This window comes from Paenibacillus sp. 1781tsa1 (genome assembly GCF_024159265.1).
Lineage (GTDB): Bacteria > Bacillota > Bacilli > Paenibacillales > Paenibacillaceae > Paenibacillus.
In genome coordinates, this window is the sequence record NZ_JAMYWY010000001.1 from 6,771,478 (window position 1) to 6,788,983 (window position 17,506).

Annotated in this window: 14 protein-coding genes; 7 read left to right on the plus strand and 7 right to left on the minus strand. The window is 44.9% G+C overall.

Going from position 1 to position 17,506, the window contains the following annotated elements:
- Positions 1-189 precede the first annotated feature (189 nt).
- Together NKT06_RS30270 and NKT06_RS30275 are read right to left on the minus strand one after the other, a co-directional pair.
- Positions 190-1,224 (minus strand): NADH:flavin oxidoreductase/NADH oxidase, encoded by a 1,035-nt coding sequence (locus NKT06_RS30270; RefSeq protein ID WP_253441844.1) that lies wholly within the window; start codon positions 1,222-1,224, stop codon positions 190-192.
- A 44-nt stretch (positions 1,225-1,268) separates the two neighbouring features.
- Positions 1,269-1,463, minus strand: a complete 195-nt coding sequence (locus tag NKT06_RS30275) for a tautomerase family protein (protein WP_253441854.1) — start codon at positions 1,461-1,463, stop codon at positions 1,269-1,271.
- A gap of 390 nt (positions 1,464-1,853) precedes the next feature.
- On the opposite strand from NKT06_RS30275, the gene pepT reads away from it, so the two are divergent.
- Positions 1,854-3,092 carry a peptidase T gene (pepT, locus tag NKT06_RS30280; RefSeq protein ID WP_253441856.1) on the plus strand — a complete coding sequence of 413 codons (1,239 nt, stop codon included), beginning with the start codon at positions 1,854-1,856 and terminating at the stop codon, positions 3,090-3,092.
- Positions 3,093-3,230: 138 nt separating this feature from the next.
- On the opposite strand, the gene NKT06_RS30285 is transcribed toward pepT, so the two are convergent.
- Entirely contained in the window at positions 3,231-3,923 is a 693-nt protein-coding gene (locus tag NKT06_RS30285; RefSeq protein WP_253441858.1) for a Crp/Fnr family transcriptional regulator, read from the minus strand.
- Between the two features lie 664 nt (positions 3,924-4,587).
- Between NKT06_RS30285 and NKT06_RS32050 the strand changes: the two genes are divergently transcribed.
- Entirely contained in the window at positions 4,588-5,046 is a 459-nt protein-coding gene (locus NKT06_RS32050; protein WP_483311642.1) for a methyl-accepting chemotaxis protein, read from the plus strand.
- Positions 5,047-5,195: 149 nt separating this feature from the next.
- Here the strand turns inward: NKT06_RS32050 and NKT06_RS30295 are convergent, their stop codons facing one another.
- Complete coding sequence (locus NKT06_RS30295) at positions 5,196-6,632, minus strand: alanine/glycine:cation symporter family protein (protein WP_253441862.1); 1,437 nt, start codon at positions 6,630-6,632, stop codon at positions 5,196-5,198.
- 329 nt (positions 6,633-6,961) lie between these two features.
- Here NKT06_RS30295 and NKT06_RS30300 point away from each other — a divergent pair, with 329 nt between their 5' ends.
- Entirely contained in the window at positions 6,962-7,891 is a 930-nt protein-coding gene (locus NKT06_RS30300; protein WP_253441864.1) for a response regulator, read from the plus strand.
- A gap of 174 nt (positions 7,892-8,065) precedes the next feature.
- Here NKT06_RS30300 and NKT06_RS30305 read toward each other — a convergent pair whose 3' ends face one another.
- A complete protein-coding gene (locus NKT06_RS30305) occupies positions 8,066-8,242 on the minus strand; it encodes an aspartyl-phosphate phosphatase Spo0E family protein (RefSeq protein ID WP_253441866.1) in 177 nt (58 codons plus the stop codon).
- Positions 8,243-8,677: 435 nt separating this feature from the next.
- Between NKT06_RS30305 and NKT06_RS30310 the strand changes: the two genes are divergently transcribed.
- From NKT06_RS30310 to NKT06_RS30320, 3 genes are all read left to right on the plus strand, one after another.
- The gene (locus NKT06_RS30310; RefSeq protein ID WP_253441867.1) at positions 8,678-9,301 is read left to right on the plus strand and encodes an acetate uptake transporter; all 624 of its coding nucleotides are present in this window, start codon (positions 8,678-8,680) and stop codon (positions 9,299-9,301) included.
- Between the two features lie 1,326 nt (positions 9,302-10,627).
- The gene (locus NKT06_RS30315; protein WP_253441869.1) at positions 10,628-11,566 is read left to right on the plus strand and encodes a DUF6973 domain-containing protein; all 939 of its coding nucleotides are present in this window, start codon (positions 10,628-10,630) and stop codon (positions 11,564-11,566) included.
- 663 nt (positions 11,567-12,229) lie between these two features.
- Complete coding sequence (locus tag NKT06_RS30320) at positions 12,230-12,742, plus strand: acyl-CoA thioesterase (RefSeq protein ID WP_124116913.1); 513 nt, start codon at positions 12,230-12,232, stop codon at positions 12,740-12,742.
- A gap of 35 nt (positions 12,743-12,777) precedes the next feature.
- Here the strand turns inward: NKT06_RS30320 and NKT06_RS30325 are convergent, their stop codons facing one another.
- Positions 12,778-13,854 (minus strand): anthranilate phosphoribosyltransferase, encoded by a 1,077-nt coding sequence (locus tag NKT06_RS30325; protein WP_253441871.1) that lies wholly within the window; start codon positions 13,852-13,854, stop codon positions 12,778-12,780.
- Between the two features lie 18 nt (positions 13,855-13,872).
- The gene (locus tag NKT06_RS30330; RefSeq protein WP_253441873.1) at positions 13,873-14,466 is read right to left on the minus strand and encodes an ANTAR domain-containing response regulator; all 594 of its coding nucleotides are present in this window, start codon (positions 14,464-14,466) and stop codon (positions 13,873-13,875) included.
- Positions 14,467-15,057: 591 nt separating this feature from the next.
- Here NKT06_RS30330 and nirB point away from each other — a divergent pair.
- The gene (nirB, locus tag NKT06_RS30335; RefSeq protein WP_253441875.1) at positions 15,058-17,499 is read left to right on the plus strand and encodes a nitrite reductase large subunit NirB; all 2,442 of its coding nucleotides are present in this window, start codon (positions 15,058-15,060) and stop codon (positions 17,497-17,499) included.
- Positions 17,500-17,506 lie beyond the last annotated feature (7 nt).

The window sequence follows — 17,506 nt, forward strand, 5'->3', positions numbered from 1 at the left end:
ACTATATAAGATTTGCAATAACATTTACACGAGAACGCAGAGGGCAGAAATAGCCTGAAGAAGCAACGCGTTCGCCTTTATCCTCAGATTTCCACCTTTGGAAAAGTGAATCAAAAAATCTGAGGATAACAGCGATCGGAAGGCTGTTCTGTCATCGGAGTGGCAAGTTTAAATAGGATTCATAGCAAATTAGTATCCACGAGAATATTGCTCTGCAATGGCAGCTTGATCCTTGCTGACACCCAGTTCTAGAGCGGCATGGTTCGCCCAGTACGGATCACGCAGCATGCCTCTGCCCACGGCAACCAGATCCGCGTCGCCGTTTCCAATCACCGCCTGAGCCAATGCTGCATCCTCCAGCATACCCACTGCGATGACAGGAACGTTAAGTTCTTCACGGAAGCGACGGGCAAATGGTACCTGATACCCCGGATAGTTCCCCGGTTTCCGCTGTCCGGAAGGTCCTTCGCCACCTGAACTGATATGGAACATGTCCACGCCTGCATCTTGGTAGGCACGAGCAATACTGATCGTATGGTCGATGTCATACCCGCCATCCGCGTATTCGACAGCTGAAACCCGCATAATCAGCGGCATGTCTGCTGGCATTTCTTTTTTCACTGCCCGAATGACTTCAACGCCGAAACGGGACAGATCCTGCCCATATACATCCTCACGATGATTCATCAGCGGGGAATGGAACTGGTGGATCAGGTATCCGTGTGCGCCATGCAGCTCAATGGTATCCACTCCAGCCTGTACTGCGCGGCGAACACCGTCTGCGAACTTCTGCACCATAGCTTCTACCTCTTCCGTACTTAACGCACGCGGCTCCTTGTACTTTTCTCCCGGGAATGTGACTACCGAAGGAGCAACCGGCTGCGCTGCATCCTCTGCTTTTCGTCCCGCATGTGCGATCTGAATGGCTACTTTGGAGCCGTAGGCATGGATTCCGTCTACAAGTTTGGTGAAGGCAGGTACATGCTCATCTGACCATATCCCCAAGTCATTATCGGTAATACGTCCATCCGGGTCGACATCGGTCATCTCGATCACGATGAGTCCTGTACCTCCAACCGCACGGCTTACATAGTGAACCTGATGCCAATCGTTTGGAATACCATCCTTCGCAGTGACAGAATATTGGCACATCGGTGCCATAACGACACGGTTATTTAATTGCAGGCTCTTGAATTGATAAGGCGAAAATAATTGCTCAGTCATCGTTGCTGCATCTCCTGTTCCTTGATCATGATATATATGAAGCCTTACTTATTGTCCAAATCCGAAAACAGTTTTCCATTCTTGCCGTAATTGTCTTTCTCCAAATCCTCAATGAAGATAAAGACTTTGCTCGGATCAACATCCAGTGTCTCACAAGCCACCTGAGTCATACGTTCAATCAACTGACGTTTCTGCTCAACCGACTTGCCTTCCAGTACCTTAACCGTGATAAATGGCATGTCTAGAACCCATCCTTTCTTCACAATTTATTATGAACCTTAGTTATAGAAATACAAGTACGTACATTTTTGTGACCTAGTACCCTTTTTGATACCTAGTCATGCTCATATTTCGGCTCTGCCCCATTCTGGAAATGACTGCAAAACATGATATGATAACTATAGAGAGCCACAATAATTAATATACCCAATTTACATAAGTTGTGACGAACGGATACACGATAACGGAGAGGACAGAAATAATCTGTAGAAGCAGAGCTAATAGCTTTCTGCAAGAAAGCTACTTCGAAAGCATACACTTCGCCCAAAAGGTTGTTCTGGACTCGTAGTGGATCAGTGTAAAACAAGTAGCTCAACTTATATACTACTCAAGCTAGGGAGAGAAAATAGATGAAAGATATATTAATTCAAAGACTAAGTACTTATGTTCAGATGGATACCCAATCCGATGAGAATAGTGAGACCTGCCCCTCCACACCCGGCCAACTGGCCTTGGGCAAACTGCTCGTTGAAGAATGCACCTTCATTGGTCTACAAGATGTGACGATGGATGAGAATGGTTATGTCATGGCTACCCTGCCATCCAATACCGACAAGGATGTTCCCGTCATTGGTTTCCTGGCTCACCTCGATACAGCGACCGACTTTACTGGCAAAAATGTTAAACCACAGGTTATCGATAACTACGACGGTGCTGACATTGTGCTGAACTCGGAACTGGATGTAGTGCTGTCCAACAAGGATTTCCCGGAACTGCACGAGTATAAAGGCCACACCTTGATCACAACCGACGGGACAACGTTGCTTGGTGCAGATAATAAGGCAGGCATTGCCGAGATTATGACCGCGATGGCCTATCTGATTGAGCACCCGGAAGTGAAACACGGTAAGATTCGGGTTGCTTTTACCCCGGATGAAGAGATTGGCCGTGGACCGCACAAATTCGACGTAGCTACTTTTGGAGCCAAATATGCGTACACGGTTGATGGTGGACCGCTTGGCGAGCTGGAATACGAGAGCTTTAATGCAGCAGCAGCCAAAATTACCGTACGAGGCACCAATGTACATCCCGGAACAGCGAAGGATAAGATGGTGAACTCTCTGAAAATTGCGATGGAATTGAATCGACGCCTGCCTGTGGAGGAAGCTCCTGAATTCACGGACGGTTATGATGGTTTCTACCATCTGTTGTCTCTGGAGGGTGACGTTGAACTGACTAAGATGAGTTACATCATCCGTGATTTCAACCGGGAGAAGTTTGAAGAGCGCAAAACAAATCTGGTCCATATCGCGAACGAACTGAAGACCAAGTATGGAGAGAGAAGCATTACGGTTGAATTGAATGACCAGTACTATAACATGCGCGAGAAAATTGAACCTGTACGCCAGATCGTCGACATTGCTCATGAAGCCATGACCCGACTGGATATCGAACCTGTTATTCGTCCCATCCGGGGAGGGACAGATGGTTCCCAGCTATCCTATATGGGCATGCCAACACCAAATATCTTTACTGGCGGTGAGAACTACCATGGCAAATTCGAATATGTATCGGTAGACAATATGGTGAAGGCAACTCATGTCATTGTAGAGATCGCTCAATTGTTCGAGCAACGCGGAGATATCTAATTCACTTGAATTGCAGCGCAAAAAGAGCGCCCCTTGGTATATTTCGGGAGGGTGCCTCTTTGTTGTGCCGTATTGTATTTTATTGCGTCACGTCATGTCGCATAGATATGCAGGCTTAGTCTTTATTTTAAAATGCCATCACTCATATATATTGCCTCCTGCGATGACACGCAACTGTTCCAGATCACAGATCACGAGCTTTCGCTGCACTTTGCAAATAATGTTTCGATTACACAGATCTTGAACGACTCTATTAAGATGTCTATAGCTGGTACCCAGCATATCGGCCAGTTCGGTGAGCTTGGAGGTCTGGATCTCTTCCGAAGAGGACTCGCCCTGGCCCATTGTGGACAACAGATAGCTGGCAAATCTGCTCTCGACTGGATATAACATATTCAGACTCGACAAGTTGGAAAAGGTATACAATTTGTGCGTAACTTGACTCAGCATAAAGTGAAGAAACTTAGGGTTCTCTGCATACGTATTCTGGAGAGCGCGATAACTGATACCCAGCAGCAGGCTTTTGCTCACAGACTCAACCGTATTCATAGCCTCCTTGCCATTCACCAGTTCCAAATCTCCCACGAGCGAAAGTGGTGTACTGAAACGAAGCAACAGAGACTTTCCGTTAGGCAGAGTGGTATAGATCTTGAGCTTGCCCTGCACGAGAAAATACAATCGCTCAGGTCGCTCACCTTTGGCACAGATCATCTCGCCCTTCGTAGCCTCAAGTAGTCGCAACTCAGCGAGTGCAGACTCATCCAGCACCTGATCCAACCCATTCTCACGGGCGAGTTGCCGTACAAGTCCAAAGTCCATGATTTCTTTCATTCCGACTTCCCCTCCGTTGTCGTATATACCGTATGTAAAAGGACATATGTCCCATAATTGATATACATTCGTACAAATATCTTGATATAAAAATAGTTACAACTAACACTTATATCCAGTAAAACAGTTCAACTGGGAAATATTTTAAAATTTAATCATAAAATGTTCATTCTTTCATGCAAAATGCCGTTCACGAAAAGCCATTTCCGACCGATGAAAGATAGAGCATTCCATAGATCGTTAAATATATTACATTCAAATATTGAAAGGATGGTCCTCTTCCATGAACGTTGTAGATGCCCTGCTTAAAGTAATGCCTTATATCAGCAAGATCCTTAGAGAACCAGCCAGTTTAACTGTATATGATCACGAAAAGGTGTTGGAGGTTATTACTACCGACAAGTTTGACCTTGGTTTTGAAAAAGGAATGGCGCTCTTGGACTCATTCCAGAACTTTTCCGTCTTGAAAAACGGAAGAGAAGCCAGTCTTTCCACGATTCCCAAGGAGGTTTACGGTATTGAACTCGATACCCTGAACATTCCGATCTTTGATGATAAGCAAAATGTTGTTGCTGTTTTCTGTGTATCTTACGACCAATCCAATCAGAACCAGCTTGAAGACATTATACAAGAAAATCAAACCATCAATGGAAACCTCGTTGATATGGTGCAGCATGTCGCCGCTCATGCCGAAGAATTGCAAGCAACCAGTGAACAGATCTTGCAGAACACAAGACTTGCTGTTCAGAACTCTTCCCAAATCAACAAGGTAGCCGGATTCATTCGTGAAATCTCCGAACAAACCAATTTGCTTGGCCTGAATGCCGCTATTGAAGCTGCTCGTGTTGGTGAAGCTGGTGCCGGCTTCGGCGTGGTGGCTTCGGAAGTACGCAAACTCTCTGTGGATGCCAAACAGGCTACAAGTGATATCGATACCAGCCTGAGAGATGTACAACAGGTTATCAAACAGATGGAAGTTGAAGTCTCCCAGATTGCTGCCTCTTCACAGGAACAAGCAACGCTTGTCGCATCCTTTACGGATGTGATTGAGCAGCTTAATGAAACAGGCGAGCGAATGAAAGTTCTGTCAGAGCAACTGATCAGCTATTCGGTTAATAAATAAATTATATGTATATCCAGATGGACTTCAACTCGTGTGAAGATACATCTTATATGCAACAAACAGGACTCGGGTTGCCCATGATGGATAATCCAAGTCCTGTTTTTTTGTTATGTCCATTTGTATATAACCAACGATATTCAGATGAAATCTTAATTGGCTACATGTATTGATTTATCTCCAATAACTTCTTCTTCCGACTGCCAGCACTCCACTTCACCCGGAATATGAATCCGGTCACGCGTAAAGACGGGATCACGTCCTTCAGCCTTCTGTTTCTTGTAGTCCTTCAATGCTTCAAAGGTGACCTTGGACAGCAGCAAGATGGCAATCAGGTTAACCACCACCATCAGCCCCATGAACAGGTCAGCCAAATCCCACACTAGCTGAACTTTGGCAACTGCACCAAACACCACCATCGCGATGACGCAAATGCGGTATACCCACAGCCAAACTTTGTTGGATTTGATAAACTCAATGTTGGTTTCCCCGTAGTAATAATTTCCGATTAGTGTACTGAAGGCAAACAGGAACACCATAACCGCCAGGAATCCCGATGCCCATGAACCAATATGGACACTTAATGCAGCCTGAGTTAACTCAATGCCACCCAGACTGGAGCCTTTGTACACTCCTGATAGCAAAATAATCATGGCTGTGCTTGTACATATCACCAACGTATCTGTCAGCACGCCAAACGCCTGAATAAGTCCCTGTTTCACCGGATGTGTTGTATCCGCCGTTGCAGCAGCATTCGGGGCACTACCCATGCCCGCCTCATTGGAGAACAATCCGCGTTTTACACCGTTCATCAGTGCAGCGCCCAACGTTCCACCAGCTACCTGTTCAATGCCGAAGGCATTTTTGACGATCAACGCAATCATGGCCGGAAGCTGGGTAATGTTCGCCAGCACCACAAAAGCCGCCACCCCAATGTACAATACGGCCAGTACAACCACGATGTATTCCGATGCTTTTGCGATACGTTTGACACCGCCCATAATAATTCCTGCAAATACCACGGCCATAATGATCCCTACCGTTAACCGATCCGTACCAAATGAGTTTTGGAATGCAACGGTAATCGTGTTCGATTGCACCGCATTAAAGACCAAACCGAATGAAAGCGTAATGAGAATGGCGAATAAAATTCCCATCCAGCGCTTGCCTAGCCCACGCTCCATATAATACGCCGGACCCCCGCGGAATCCGCCCTTATCCTTCACTTTATAGATCTGAGCCAGCGTGCTCTCCACAAAACTGGAGGCAGAACCAATAATCGCAATAACCCACATCCAGAATACAGCTCCTGGTCCTCCCAGTGCGATGGCCAGTGCAATACCCGTAATATTCCCTGTACCTACACGGGCCGCCATACTGATACAGAACGCCTGAAAAGGTGAAATTTTGCCTGGTTCCTTGCTTTTCGGCTCTAGAAGCACCTTCACCATATCTCCAATCATGCGGAATTGCATGAATCGGGTCTTGGTGGTGAAGTATATCCCACATACTACCAATAGTATAATTAACACTTTGGACCATAGAAAATCATTGAAAATGACGACAATATCTTGTATTGTTTGCTCCATTGGTATGCCCCTTTTTATGGTGTATTTCAAGTACAGAGATGGGTCACGTGAAAAGTTTGTACCATTCTGCACAACACTTGCCCAGACTTCGGGATGTTACTTATACTACAAGGGCATCTACGAAAATCGACAAATACCTACATGCAATTTCTAGATTTATTTTAAAAATGGGCTTTGATCGCCCAATCATTGTCATTTAACCTGACATGTCAGGTTCTATGCAAGAAGGAAAAGAACGATTACACTGGAACGAGAGTTCATGGCGGAGTTAACCGCCTTTACCATAGATTTATCAATCACACCATTCACAGAGAAAGGGAATGACTGACATGCGTTATTTTATCGTGGATGATGATCCTGGCGTTCGTTCCATGTTGATGGATATTATTGAAGATGAAGGGCTTGGCGATATTGCCGGGGAAGCTGAGGACGGAGCACATATTCACGCGGAACTGTTGGAACTGCATAAGGTGGATGTTCTTCTGATTGATCTGTTGATGCCACAACGAGACGGGATTCAGACCGTACGGGCGCTTGAAGGAAGGTTCGAGGGTAAGATCGTCATGATCTCCCAGATCGAGTCGAAAAATATGATCGGAGAAGCCTATTCGCTAGGCGTTGAATATTATATTACGAAGCCCATTAACCGATTGGAGATTCTATCTGTTCTGCGTCTGGTCAGCGAAAGGCTTCGGATGCAGCAATCCATCGCAGATATTCAGCGGACATTGCAGGGACTGTCCGGTTTGCACCCTAACGAGCGAACTGCGGCTCCGGTTCCCGACAAAACAATTACGACAGCAGGACATTTCCTGCTGTCCGAGATGGGCATGATCGGCGAAGCGGGCAGCAGGGATCTGCTGGACATGCTGGAATATCTGGAGCAGGTAGAGACCGATGAGCATAAGTTGTCTCCCTATACGTTCCCGTCCCTCAAAGACATCTTTCAGAACGTAGCGATACGCAAGCTGGGAGAGAACGCCTCACTCGCAGAGATTAACAAGGAGATCAAGGCATCGGAACAACGTGTTCGCAGAGCCATCTTCCAGACACTGAGCCATGTGGTGTCTCTGGGATTAACGGATTATACACATCCCAAGTTCGAGAACTATGCATCCAAATTTTTTGATTTCACCGAAATCCGCAAAAAAATGCTGGAACTGCAAAACAATGTGGAGCCTTCCTTGTCCCAGACACGCATTAATACGAAAAAGTTCGTACAGGTCCTATATCTGGAAGCCAAACGGTTGCTGCATTAGACAGATAGCTGATTGATATTTGGCAAAAACAAACGGGCATGAATTCGATGCCGGTAGGGTACCGCCTATTCAACTGAGGCAGTCCATTCCGGCATTATTCATGCCCATCTGTACGTTCAAGTGTTACTTATCTATGTGATTCGTACTGTATATAAATTTAAAATCCCTTCGGGTTCAAGCCCGTGAATGGTTTCGGCTAATTCGGTTATACTCATTAATCAATTCGTCCAATGCCATAGACTGCCGAATCACATCAGGATGCCCGAGCCCACCCTTGTTATGCTCTACCAGCACATAAAGGTTACGTCTAGCCTTCTCTATTTTATTTTTCAAATCCAAACTCATAACCATAACCCCTGATACCTCCTTATTCTGTGAACCATTTTAGTTTTTCCTGTCAATCTATAGGTGGATTAACATATGGCATAGGAGACAAGGATGTTTTGTATTCTTCTCCATTTTTTGATAAAGATTATTTTATCATACAAGAGCTTATCCGAAAATGGCTGATATGACGCAATTTTAGAGGTAATAACGAGGGCTGGATTTTAACGTCTGACCTCATCATTCACGCCCAGAATGGATTGTGTCGTAAATGTGTATATTGAAAAAACAAAAAGTCTATTGGTTCAAAAGGTAATAAAATCCCTTTCCATAATGGGGTCATTCAGGTACAATAGGGCGATGTGTGTGTCCGGACCCGGCGGATACAAATGATGTAATTTAGAGGACGGCTAACGACGGCCATTGATCCTGATTTGATATTATTGGAGGCTTATCATCAACATGCAGACCGATTCACAGACTAAAGTCAAAATTGTTAACGCCGATCCCAGCGCAATGGGATTATTTGGGTTGGCTATCGTAACCCTGGTCGCTTCTTCCCAAAAGCTTGGCATTACGGATGGACTTAGCTACGCTATTCCGTGGGCGATCTTCCTGGGCGCCTTTGCCCAGTTATTTGCATGCATCCAAGATTCCAAACGTAACAATACCTTCGGCACAACAGCTTTTGGTGCGTACGCATTCTTCTGGTTCGCCATGGCGGCCAACTGGATGATCAAAATGGGCGTATTTGGCTCCACGCTTGCGGAACAGACCGATGGCAAGCAGCTCGGATTTGCTTTTGCCGGATACCTTGTATTTACCCTGTTCATGACAATTGGTGCGATTGAAGCCAATAAAGTATTGCTGATCATCTTCATTCTGATCGACTTTCTGTTCCTTGGCTTGACGTTTGACGCCTTCGGCGTAGCACCTCACATCTTCCACACCATTGCAGCATACGCTGAAATGGCGATCGGAATTGTGTCCCTGTATGGTACAGGTGCTTCAGTACTGAACGCTCACTTCGGGTATGCGTTCTTGCCGATCGGCAAACCGTCCGGCATTTTCAAGCCCAAGGCTTAATATACAGCAGTAAACCGCCAGCGCGCCGGTCCGCGCCTGGCGGTTTTTTTGCAGTACAACTTCATTTGAATATGTATCTGACCGACACCTATACTAGGGATAATAGATCAAAAAAAGCCATTTAAAATAGTTCAAAGCACCTTAATGTTCATAAAGATAACAATATTCAAAAAGTCATACAACTTCTTAACTATAAATAGCTACTTATGCATTTTGCATAGAAAAAATTATTTTTATCTTTATATACATTACCACTTGTATTTTTTTAGAAATCCTCTATTAACCCCGTTCCCTCGACAAACTCACTACTAGTCAAATGTGTGATTTAATATAGCTCTACTTGCGTTTTTCTTTAACAACTCATTGAACAATCACGATATTTGGGTTTGTGTTTGGCTTTAATCGAATCTTAGCCTAAACAATTTCATATATTTTTATTAAGCAGTGACTTTTTCTCGAAACTCAACATAGATTAAACATCGCCTGGGTTGTTTTATTAAAAGTTTCTCGTTGTACAAAAATCCATAATATGATTTTAAATTTGATACATATCCTACATTTTTTAATATACAACTTTTCCAGCCTCACATAAGTGAAGAACTACTCGGCATAGGCGTTATCATTGCAGTTCCACCAGCAGGATTGGCTCCTTTTTCTTCTTTGGAACTCATATAATGCTCCTATATCCAGCGTCCCCAACGATCCTCAATTCCCCACATTTCGGCTTTAATGTACAAATTTTATAATCTGGCCACCTTTATTGATCCCAAAACTATTGACAAACTGATGAAATGCCAAACCATCTTCCACCCACAGACGATTCCTTTTACTACGTTTATTTGATTGCATAAAAAAATCCTCTCCGATTTCCAGTGTTAAGTTCATAGTAACATGAACTCTTTTTTCACTATCTACCTTGAGAGGATAACACCACGTTGTTGTCTCACTAGTCTTCCAGAACAATCACAGGAAAGTCATATACATAGGAGAAGATTGTAAAGATTATTAGGCAAAGTAAAATAAGTCTCCAGCTTAATCTATTAATACGATATGGTATTAAATAAAAATATAGAAGTATAATTGCCCAAACAAGCAACACGCCAAATGTTTGGGTAATTATTGAAGGTCCAAACAAATTTCCCGAAATTAAAATGAGTGCAAAACTACCAATCTGAAACCCAACTAACAAAAATAAAACGGTTATTATAGCGAAAAGAGTATGCTTATTCATAATATCCCTCCTTTTTACAAAAATTCATTGTTTAAACTGTATAGTAATGATATTATAATCTTGTTTCTATTACAATATCTGGAGGATTATCTATTATGAAAAAAGTTTCACTAGCCCTTCTTTCTAGTTTTACAGCTTATTCAATTTTTGCTTCTGCTGTTGGAGCATCATCAATTTCCGATGCTAATATCAGTGCCGAAATGTTAGAAACTAGAGTGGAGCAATTAGCTCAAACAGATTTTAATAACTATGTTTCTATTAATGAATTTGAAAGCGAATTGTCTTCATTTCTAAACAATGTTGTCCTGGTGAAAGAGTACCAGTACTTTACTCCTGAAGAAGTAGAGAAATGGGAAATTCTATCTTCCAACTTTCAAGCCATTCAATCTTCAATTGCGCCTGCTCAAACTGCTTCGACTGCATCTCTTAATGCAGCAGTAAATAATACATATCCAAATTTACAGAGAGATATTGAGGGAGCAATTGTGACTAGCAAGTATGGTGCAGTAGTCCTTGCAGGAGTATATGTTGCAACTGACCGAGCTAACGAGGAACAACAAGTATACAAAAACAGATATGGCTTTACAACCACACAGGAAAATGAAGTTGACGCCTTTAGACACTTCTCATGGAACTATCATTTAACGGATACAATTACGATTACTAGAGGTGCTGCTACCTTTATAGCTGATAATCATGAATTCTCTGCTTTTGGTGTTAGATATGCAGAAAACAATTTTCCCACTGCTACTGCAGCTACAAAACTCGCACAGGGGATCTACTATACAAATAAAGTAAAAGGCGAAACCAATACAGCAAGTAAATTCAAATCTTTATTTGTTAACTCAAATTTTATGGATTTCAATAACAATGAAGCTGGCCGGGCTTATGAAAGCAAGGGATATAAAGACAATTACGAAGCGTTTGCAGCAGCAAAATCAAATGGACATGTAACTACTAGTCCAAGCCAGTGGACGTCTAGTAAATTATCAAGTAGAGCATATGATATTTACTCCGGAGCATTCAAATACTAGAAATAAAAATCGTGAAACTTGCCTGTAATTAATCAAATAGTTTTCATCACTAATCCATTCCTGATTTTTTTCACCATCTTGGTTATAATTAGTTTAAAAACTCTCAAATAATTCCGACCGTTTCCCGACACTCTAATGGGAAACGGTCTTTTAGTTGAAATGAAGTGTAGTTTAAATGTATGAATTATATTAAAAATACTACTTCATCACAACCTTTACTCCTCCCACATAAGCTTTCAAGCTATTCGGATGATTATACCGTTTAAGAAAATCTGAACATTTTGAGCTTTAGTTCGAGCACTCTAACTTTTATTAGGCTTACGGGTTTCCAAACCCTCTACAAACACTTTATTACATGCTTCTATTTCCATAAGTCACTGTACCACTCTGTGCTTTCTGCATACAGAATTATATTTGATGTCACCTCGCTCAATTTCTTCAAGGATAGCCACTTTACCCGAGACAGTATATGATTATCTAACAGTAAACCACCCTCTCAAAATCAGGCTTTAATTATTTCCCTCTTTACCGTTAGAGGAGTAACCTAGGGATAATTGATCATAAATAGACCCCTGAAACACCTGAAATGAAATGTCACAGCAGCCATACTGTAAGGAGGAAAAAAACATGAGAGAGATACCGAAACCTACGGAGATGGATCAGGTGGAGAAAAAGTATGTACGCGAAACGCGTTGTTTCAAGACGGCACGGGTGTTCCCAACCGATGTCAACAATCATAATACACTGTTTGGCGGGAAACTGATGTCCTACATCGATGATATTGCATCCATTGCCGCATCCAAGTTATGTCGGGTCAATACCGTAACAGCCTCAACCGACTCGGTCGATTTCCTGTACCCGATTAACCCAACGGATTCGGTTACGCTGGAATCGTTCGCTTCCTGGACCGGACGCAGTTCCATGGAGATTTTTGTGAAGGTGATTCGTGAGGATCTGAAGACCGGAGAGAAAAAAATTGCAGCGACGGCATTTCTGACCTTTGTGGCCTTGGACGAAAATAATCGCAAACTGATCGTACCCCGCATTATCCCGGAGACGGAAGAAGAGAAGAAACTATACGAGACCGCTCCGGATCGGGCGGCCATGCGGAAAAGGCGGCGGGAAGAGAGCAAGAAATTCGCTGACTTCCTGACCGTTACTTATCCTTGGGAATAAGAAGTCGCTAAACAAGCACAAGCTTGAACCAAGGGCTACCTGGACGATGCCGGATAGATGGACACCGCTCTGTTATCCGGCAGTTCGCCACCCATGGAGACACACCACTGTTGATAGATGCGATACGCTGCACCACTCTCCAGCAACCCCTGACAAGTGTATATGCCCTCTTCGATGGAATTGACACGCCCCGCTGCGTACAAGCGGAATCCCCCATTTAACAAAACCTGATTCACAAAAGCGATATGACCATCACCACTTAGAACACTTTCCGCCACTTCAAGCTGCTTCGCAGCCGTCCAGACCAGTTCCGGCACAGGCATATCCAGTTCATAGGCTGCAGGATCAACCAGTTCCAGCTTCATATCACCGTCTTCCACGGTGTATACGCGGGTTGGCCGATCAATATACAGATCCTCAGAACCTTCCATCCCCTGTACCACATAAGCACGGCGATAGTTAAACCGGGTGAGCAGCTTCGCAATCCGATCCAAAAAGGTATTATGAAACACACCGAACACCAGATACGGTGAATGGTTATAATCAATGAGTTTCTCTGCTGTGTTAAACACCGTGCGGAATCCTAGCTCTTCCCGTAAAGGACGAAGCTTGCGAAGAGGCTCACACCACTCCTCGGAGGATACGTACATGACACCTGAACGGAGCGCAGCGCCTCGGGCATCTTCTCGATCCATCTTACCGGTATCTATTCCTGCTTCCTTCAACAGTACCGACAGCGTAACGCCCCACTTGGGCGGTAAAGGATCACTCCCGTGCAACGTCACCGGCAACCCGGCTGCCGCGAGTAGAAACGCAACCGGAAACGTGGCCATGAACGACTTCGTCCGCCCGTCATAAGGACCAGCACAGTCCAATCCGTCCTGAAATACGGAGAAACGTTCCGCACTGTTACGGCATGCATGAACAAAGGCTTCCAGTTCCTCGACGTTTTCCATTTTCATTCGTTCAGCCATGAGAAAGGCAGCCGTCTGGGCAGGGGAAACCTCCTGTTTCAGGATTTTCTCTGCAACGGTCAGTGCCTCTGTATAATTCAGATCACGCGAGCCTCGTTTCCCACGTCCGACCTCTCGGAGTATCTGAGACATATCCATGGAGAATCCTCCTTCCAATTAAGACTGGAGCAGTTGATGCGCCTTCACAATCGCTGTGGCTACATCGACCATCCGTTTGCGTTCATCCATCGCTCTCTTGCGTAACAGGTCATAGGCTTCAGCCTCGGAGATCTGCTTCAGATCACTAAGGATGGCCTTCGCCATATCAATCCACTTCCGATCCTCAAGCCTGGATTGCAACTGCTTCCGTTCCTGCTCCCACTGTTTGCGTTCCATGTAGCGCCGTGCTGCAAAGTGAAGCGTCCAGTGGATCTCGGGCCCGGTCATGGAAGGTGTAAGTATGCCATCAAATGAAGTTTCGACCTCGCAGGATTCTGCAGAGGAAGAGGCCGTATCTGGCGCGCACCACCAGAGCAGCGGGGAATCCGACTTCCCCTTTCCCAGGCAGTTCACCCAGTACTCCACATCAGCCAGCGACAGATGCAAGATGGACGCTTCCGCAGCACGAGCCAGCTTCACCGCTTCCATTTCACTGCCTGCCACCTGTACATGGTACCCGTTCGCTCCCAGCAGCCTCTCCGGTGTCAGAGGGATTGCATCGAACGAATCAGCTATCGTTGATTGTATACGGATGACCAATAAAGATCGCATGATGGAGCAATCCCTCCCTAATTACGTATAATTAGAATCGCATTATTTAATACATCAATACATGAAAGCGCTACATATGTTATATTACCTGACAAAAAAACAGATCAATCTGATTTTATAACTGATTTCGAGATAATAAATACAAAAATCATGACGGAGTGTCCTAGTAGCCAAAAAGAGTGAAACACTAATCATGACACATTTTCTATGCTTTTTGTAGTTCCCGGCACACTATTTCCCACTAAAACATTCATTTTCATGAATATATACCCTTAAAACCTCTTCGATCATTCGTGTTCCAATAAACTCATGTAAACATAATTAACTTTAAATTTCAAATACTTTTTTATGTTAACTATATTGACATGGTTAGATCGATATTTTATAGTTAAGCCATAACAACTCCATATTTGAATCGCTCACAGTTACAACGGCGTAGCTGGTTGAAACGGCAATGAAGCCTGTTTTGCAATCTCGGAGCAAGGGATGCGTATGTATTTGCGCAGTCCTCCGAGGCATAACAGGCTTTTTCGATTTTAGAGACAAGATTTCGAGGCAGTTTGCAAAATGGACCTAAGGGGGCTAATCATAATGAGTACAACGAAAAAGCTGGTATTGGTCGGTAATGGCATGGCGGGAATTCGCACAATCGAACATATCCTCAAGCTTGCTCCGCACGCTTATGAAATTACAGTTTTCGGTGCAGAGCCGCATCCCAACTACAACCGGATCATGCTCTCCTCTGTATTGGCTGGCGGAACATCCATCGAAGATATCGTCATCAACGAGTGGAGCTGGTACGAAGAAAACGGCATTCAGGTATACCCGGGTGACCCGGTCGTTCAGATCAATACCGAGCGCAAGGAAGTTGTATCTCAAAATGGCGTACGCGCAAGTTATGATGAGCTGATTATGGCAACCGGATCACAAGCGTTCATCCTGCCACTTCCCGGCGCAAACAAGAAAGGTGTTATCGGTTTCCGTGATATCAAAGATTGTGAGACCATGATGGAAGCATCACAAAAGTATCGCAAAGCCGCCGTCATTGGAGGTGGATTGCTAGGACTTGAAGCAGCACGTGGGCTGCTCAATCTGGGCATGGACGTCACAGTCATCCATATTAATGGCCATCTGATGGACCGGAATCTGGATCTCCCGGCAGGCCTGATGCTTCAGCGGGAGCTTGAAGAGCAAGGCATGAAGTTCCTTTTGAATAAACATACCGAAGAAATCACAGGTAAGCATCGAGTGAAAGCCATTCGTTTCACCGATCAAACGGTACTTGAAGCCGATCTGGTTGTCATGGCTGTCGGAATTCGTCCTCAGGTTGAACTTGCTCGCAATACCGGCCTCGATGTGAATCGTGGTGTCATCATAGATGATTATATGCATACCAGCATTCCTGGCATCTCTGCCGTCGGCGAATGTGCTGAACACCGCGGTATTGCCTACGGACTGGTTGCTCCATTATATGAACAAGGTATGGTGCTCGCGAAACGCCTGGCTGGTGCAGCCACCGAAGGATATGCAGGATCGGTAACTTCCACCAAACTGAAGGTATCCAGTGTTGACGTATTCTCTGCCGGACAATTCAAAGACGCTGCAGATACGCGCAGCATTCGCATTCAGGATGATGTCGATGGTGTGTACAAAAAGATGGTGATTAAGGATGGGCAGCTCATTGGCGCTGTATTGTTCGGGGATACCACAGATGGCGCATCGCTGTTTTCTCTCATTAAGAGTGGCGAGAACATCCGCGGTCGGGAGAAAGAAATTTTGCTCGGCGTACCTTCCGGTAGTTCAGGCTCTGGTCCATCTGTCGCAGAACGTATGGCGAGTATGACGGATGACGAGATCGTCTGTGGTTGTAACGGTGTTACCAAAGCCTCCATCGGAGATGCCGTTCTGAATAAAGGCTGTAACACTCTCGGTGCAATCAAGTCCTGCACCAAAGCTTCCGCTTCTTGTGGTGGATGCAAACCGATTATCGAAAACCTGCTCACGTATTATGCCGGTGATAATGTAGGTGAACAGACCAAAGAAGGCATCTGTGGCTGCACATCCTATGATCGGGATGAGATTGTTGCACAAATCAAGGAAATGGGACTCAAAAGCGTGAAGGAAGTGATGAACGTTCTCGGTTGGAATGAGTCGGAAGGTTGCTCCAAGTGTCGTCCGTCCCTGAATTATTATCTCGGTATGATCTGGCCGGCTGAATACAGAGATGAGCGTGTATCCAAATTCACCAATGAACGTTATCACGCCAACATCCAGAAGGACGGTACCTATTCCGTTATTCCACGGATCTATGGTGGTGTCACTTCCCCGGCGGAATTGATCAAGATTGCAACAGTCGCGGAGAAATATGATGTACCGATGGTGAAGTTTACAGGCGGACAACGGCTCGATCTGCTCGGAGTACAGAAAGAGAACCTTCCGAAGATCTGGGAAGAGCTCGATATGCCTTCCGGTTTCGGTTATGGCAAGGCGCTGCGTACGGTGAAGACTTGTGTAGGTAACACATTCTGCCGATTCGGAACACAGGACTCCATCGAGATGGGGATTCGACTGGAGAAAAAACTCGACAAAATGGTTGCTCCGGCAAAAGTGAAACTTGCTGTATCTGGATGTCCGCGGAACTGTGCTGAAGCAACCATCAAGGATCTGGGTGTTGTCGCCATCGATGGTGCATGGGAGATTCATGTTGGTGGTAATGCCGGAGTTAAAGTTCGCACAGCCGAGTTGCTCTGTACGGTGAAAACCGATGCGGAAGTGGAAGAGTGGACCTACGCTTACCTGCAATATTATAGAGAGAACGCAAAATGGAATGAGAGAACAGCGGCATGGATTGAACGGGTAGGTCTGGATCATGTGAAGGAAGCATTGGCGGATCGGGATGTACGTCTCGCTCTAATTGAACGCCTGGAAGTTACGCTGGGTCACACGGTTGATCCTTGGAAAGAAATCATTGAAGACGAGAAATTGCGTAAAAACTTCACCCCACTGTCCGGTGCCGAGCCGGTAACTCACTAGAAGCGGA

Excerpts from the sequence above, each read along its gene's own strand:
- pepT (WP_253441856.1), top strand. The coding sequence starts at position 1,854 with ATGAAAGATATATTAATTCAAAGACTAAGTACTTATGTTCAGATGGAT.
- NKT06_RS30310 (WP_253441867.1), top strand. The coding sequence starts at position 8,678 with ATGCAGACCGATTCACAGACTAAAGTCAAAATTGTTAACGCCGATCCC.
- NKT06_RS30315 (WP_253441869.1), top strand. The coding sequence starts at position 10,628 with ATGAAAAAAGTTTCACTAGCCCTTCTTTCTAGTTTTACAGCTTATTCA.
- NKT06_RS30325 (WP_253441871.1), bottom strand. The coding sequence starts at position 13,854 with ATGGATATGTCTCAGATACTCCGAGAGGTCGGACGTGGGAAACGAGGC.
- NKT06_RS30285 (WP_253441858.1), bottom strand. The coding sequence starts at position 3,923 with ATGAAAGAAATCATGGACTTTGGACTTGTACGGCAACTCGCCCGTGAG.
- NKT06_RS32050 (WP_483311642.1), top strand. The coding sequence starts at position 4,588 with ATGGTGCAGCATGTCGCCGCTCATGCCGAAGAATTGCAAGCAACCAGT.
- NKT06_RS30300 (WP_253441864.1), top strand. The coding sequence starts at position 6,962 with ATGCGTTATTTTATCGTGGATGATGATCCTGGCGTTCGTTCCATGTTG.
- NKT06_RS30275 (WP_253441854.1), bottom strand. The coding sequence starts at position 1,463 with ATGCCATTTATCACGGTTAAGGTACTGGAAGGCAAGTCGGTTGAGCAG.
- nirB (WP_253441875.1), top strand. The coding sequence starts at position 15,058 with ATGAGTACAACGAAAAAGCTGGTATTGGTCGGTAATGGCATGGCGGGA.
- NKT06_RS30270 (WP_253441844.1), bottom strand. The coding sequence starts at position 1,224 with ATGACTGAGCAATTATTTTCGCCTTATCAATTCAAGAGCCTGCAATTA.
- NKT06_RS30305 (WP_253441866.1), bottom strand. The coding sequence starts at position 8,242 with ATGGTTATGAGTTTGGATTTGAAAAATAAAATAGAGAAGGCTAGACGT.
- NKT06_RS30330 (WP_253441873.1), bottom strand. The coding sequence starts at position 14,466 with ATGCGATCTTTATTGGTCATCCGTATACAATCAACGATAGCTGATTCG.
- NKT06_RS30295 (WP_253441862.1), bottom strand. The coding sequence starts at position 6,632 with ATGGAGCAAACAATACAAGATATTGTCGTCATTTTCAATGATTTTCTA.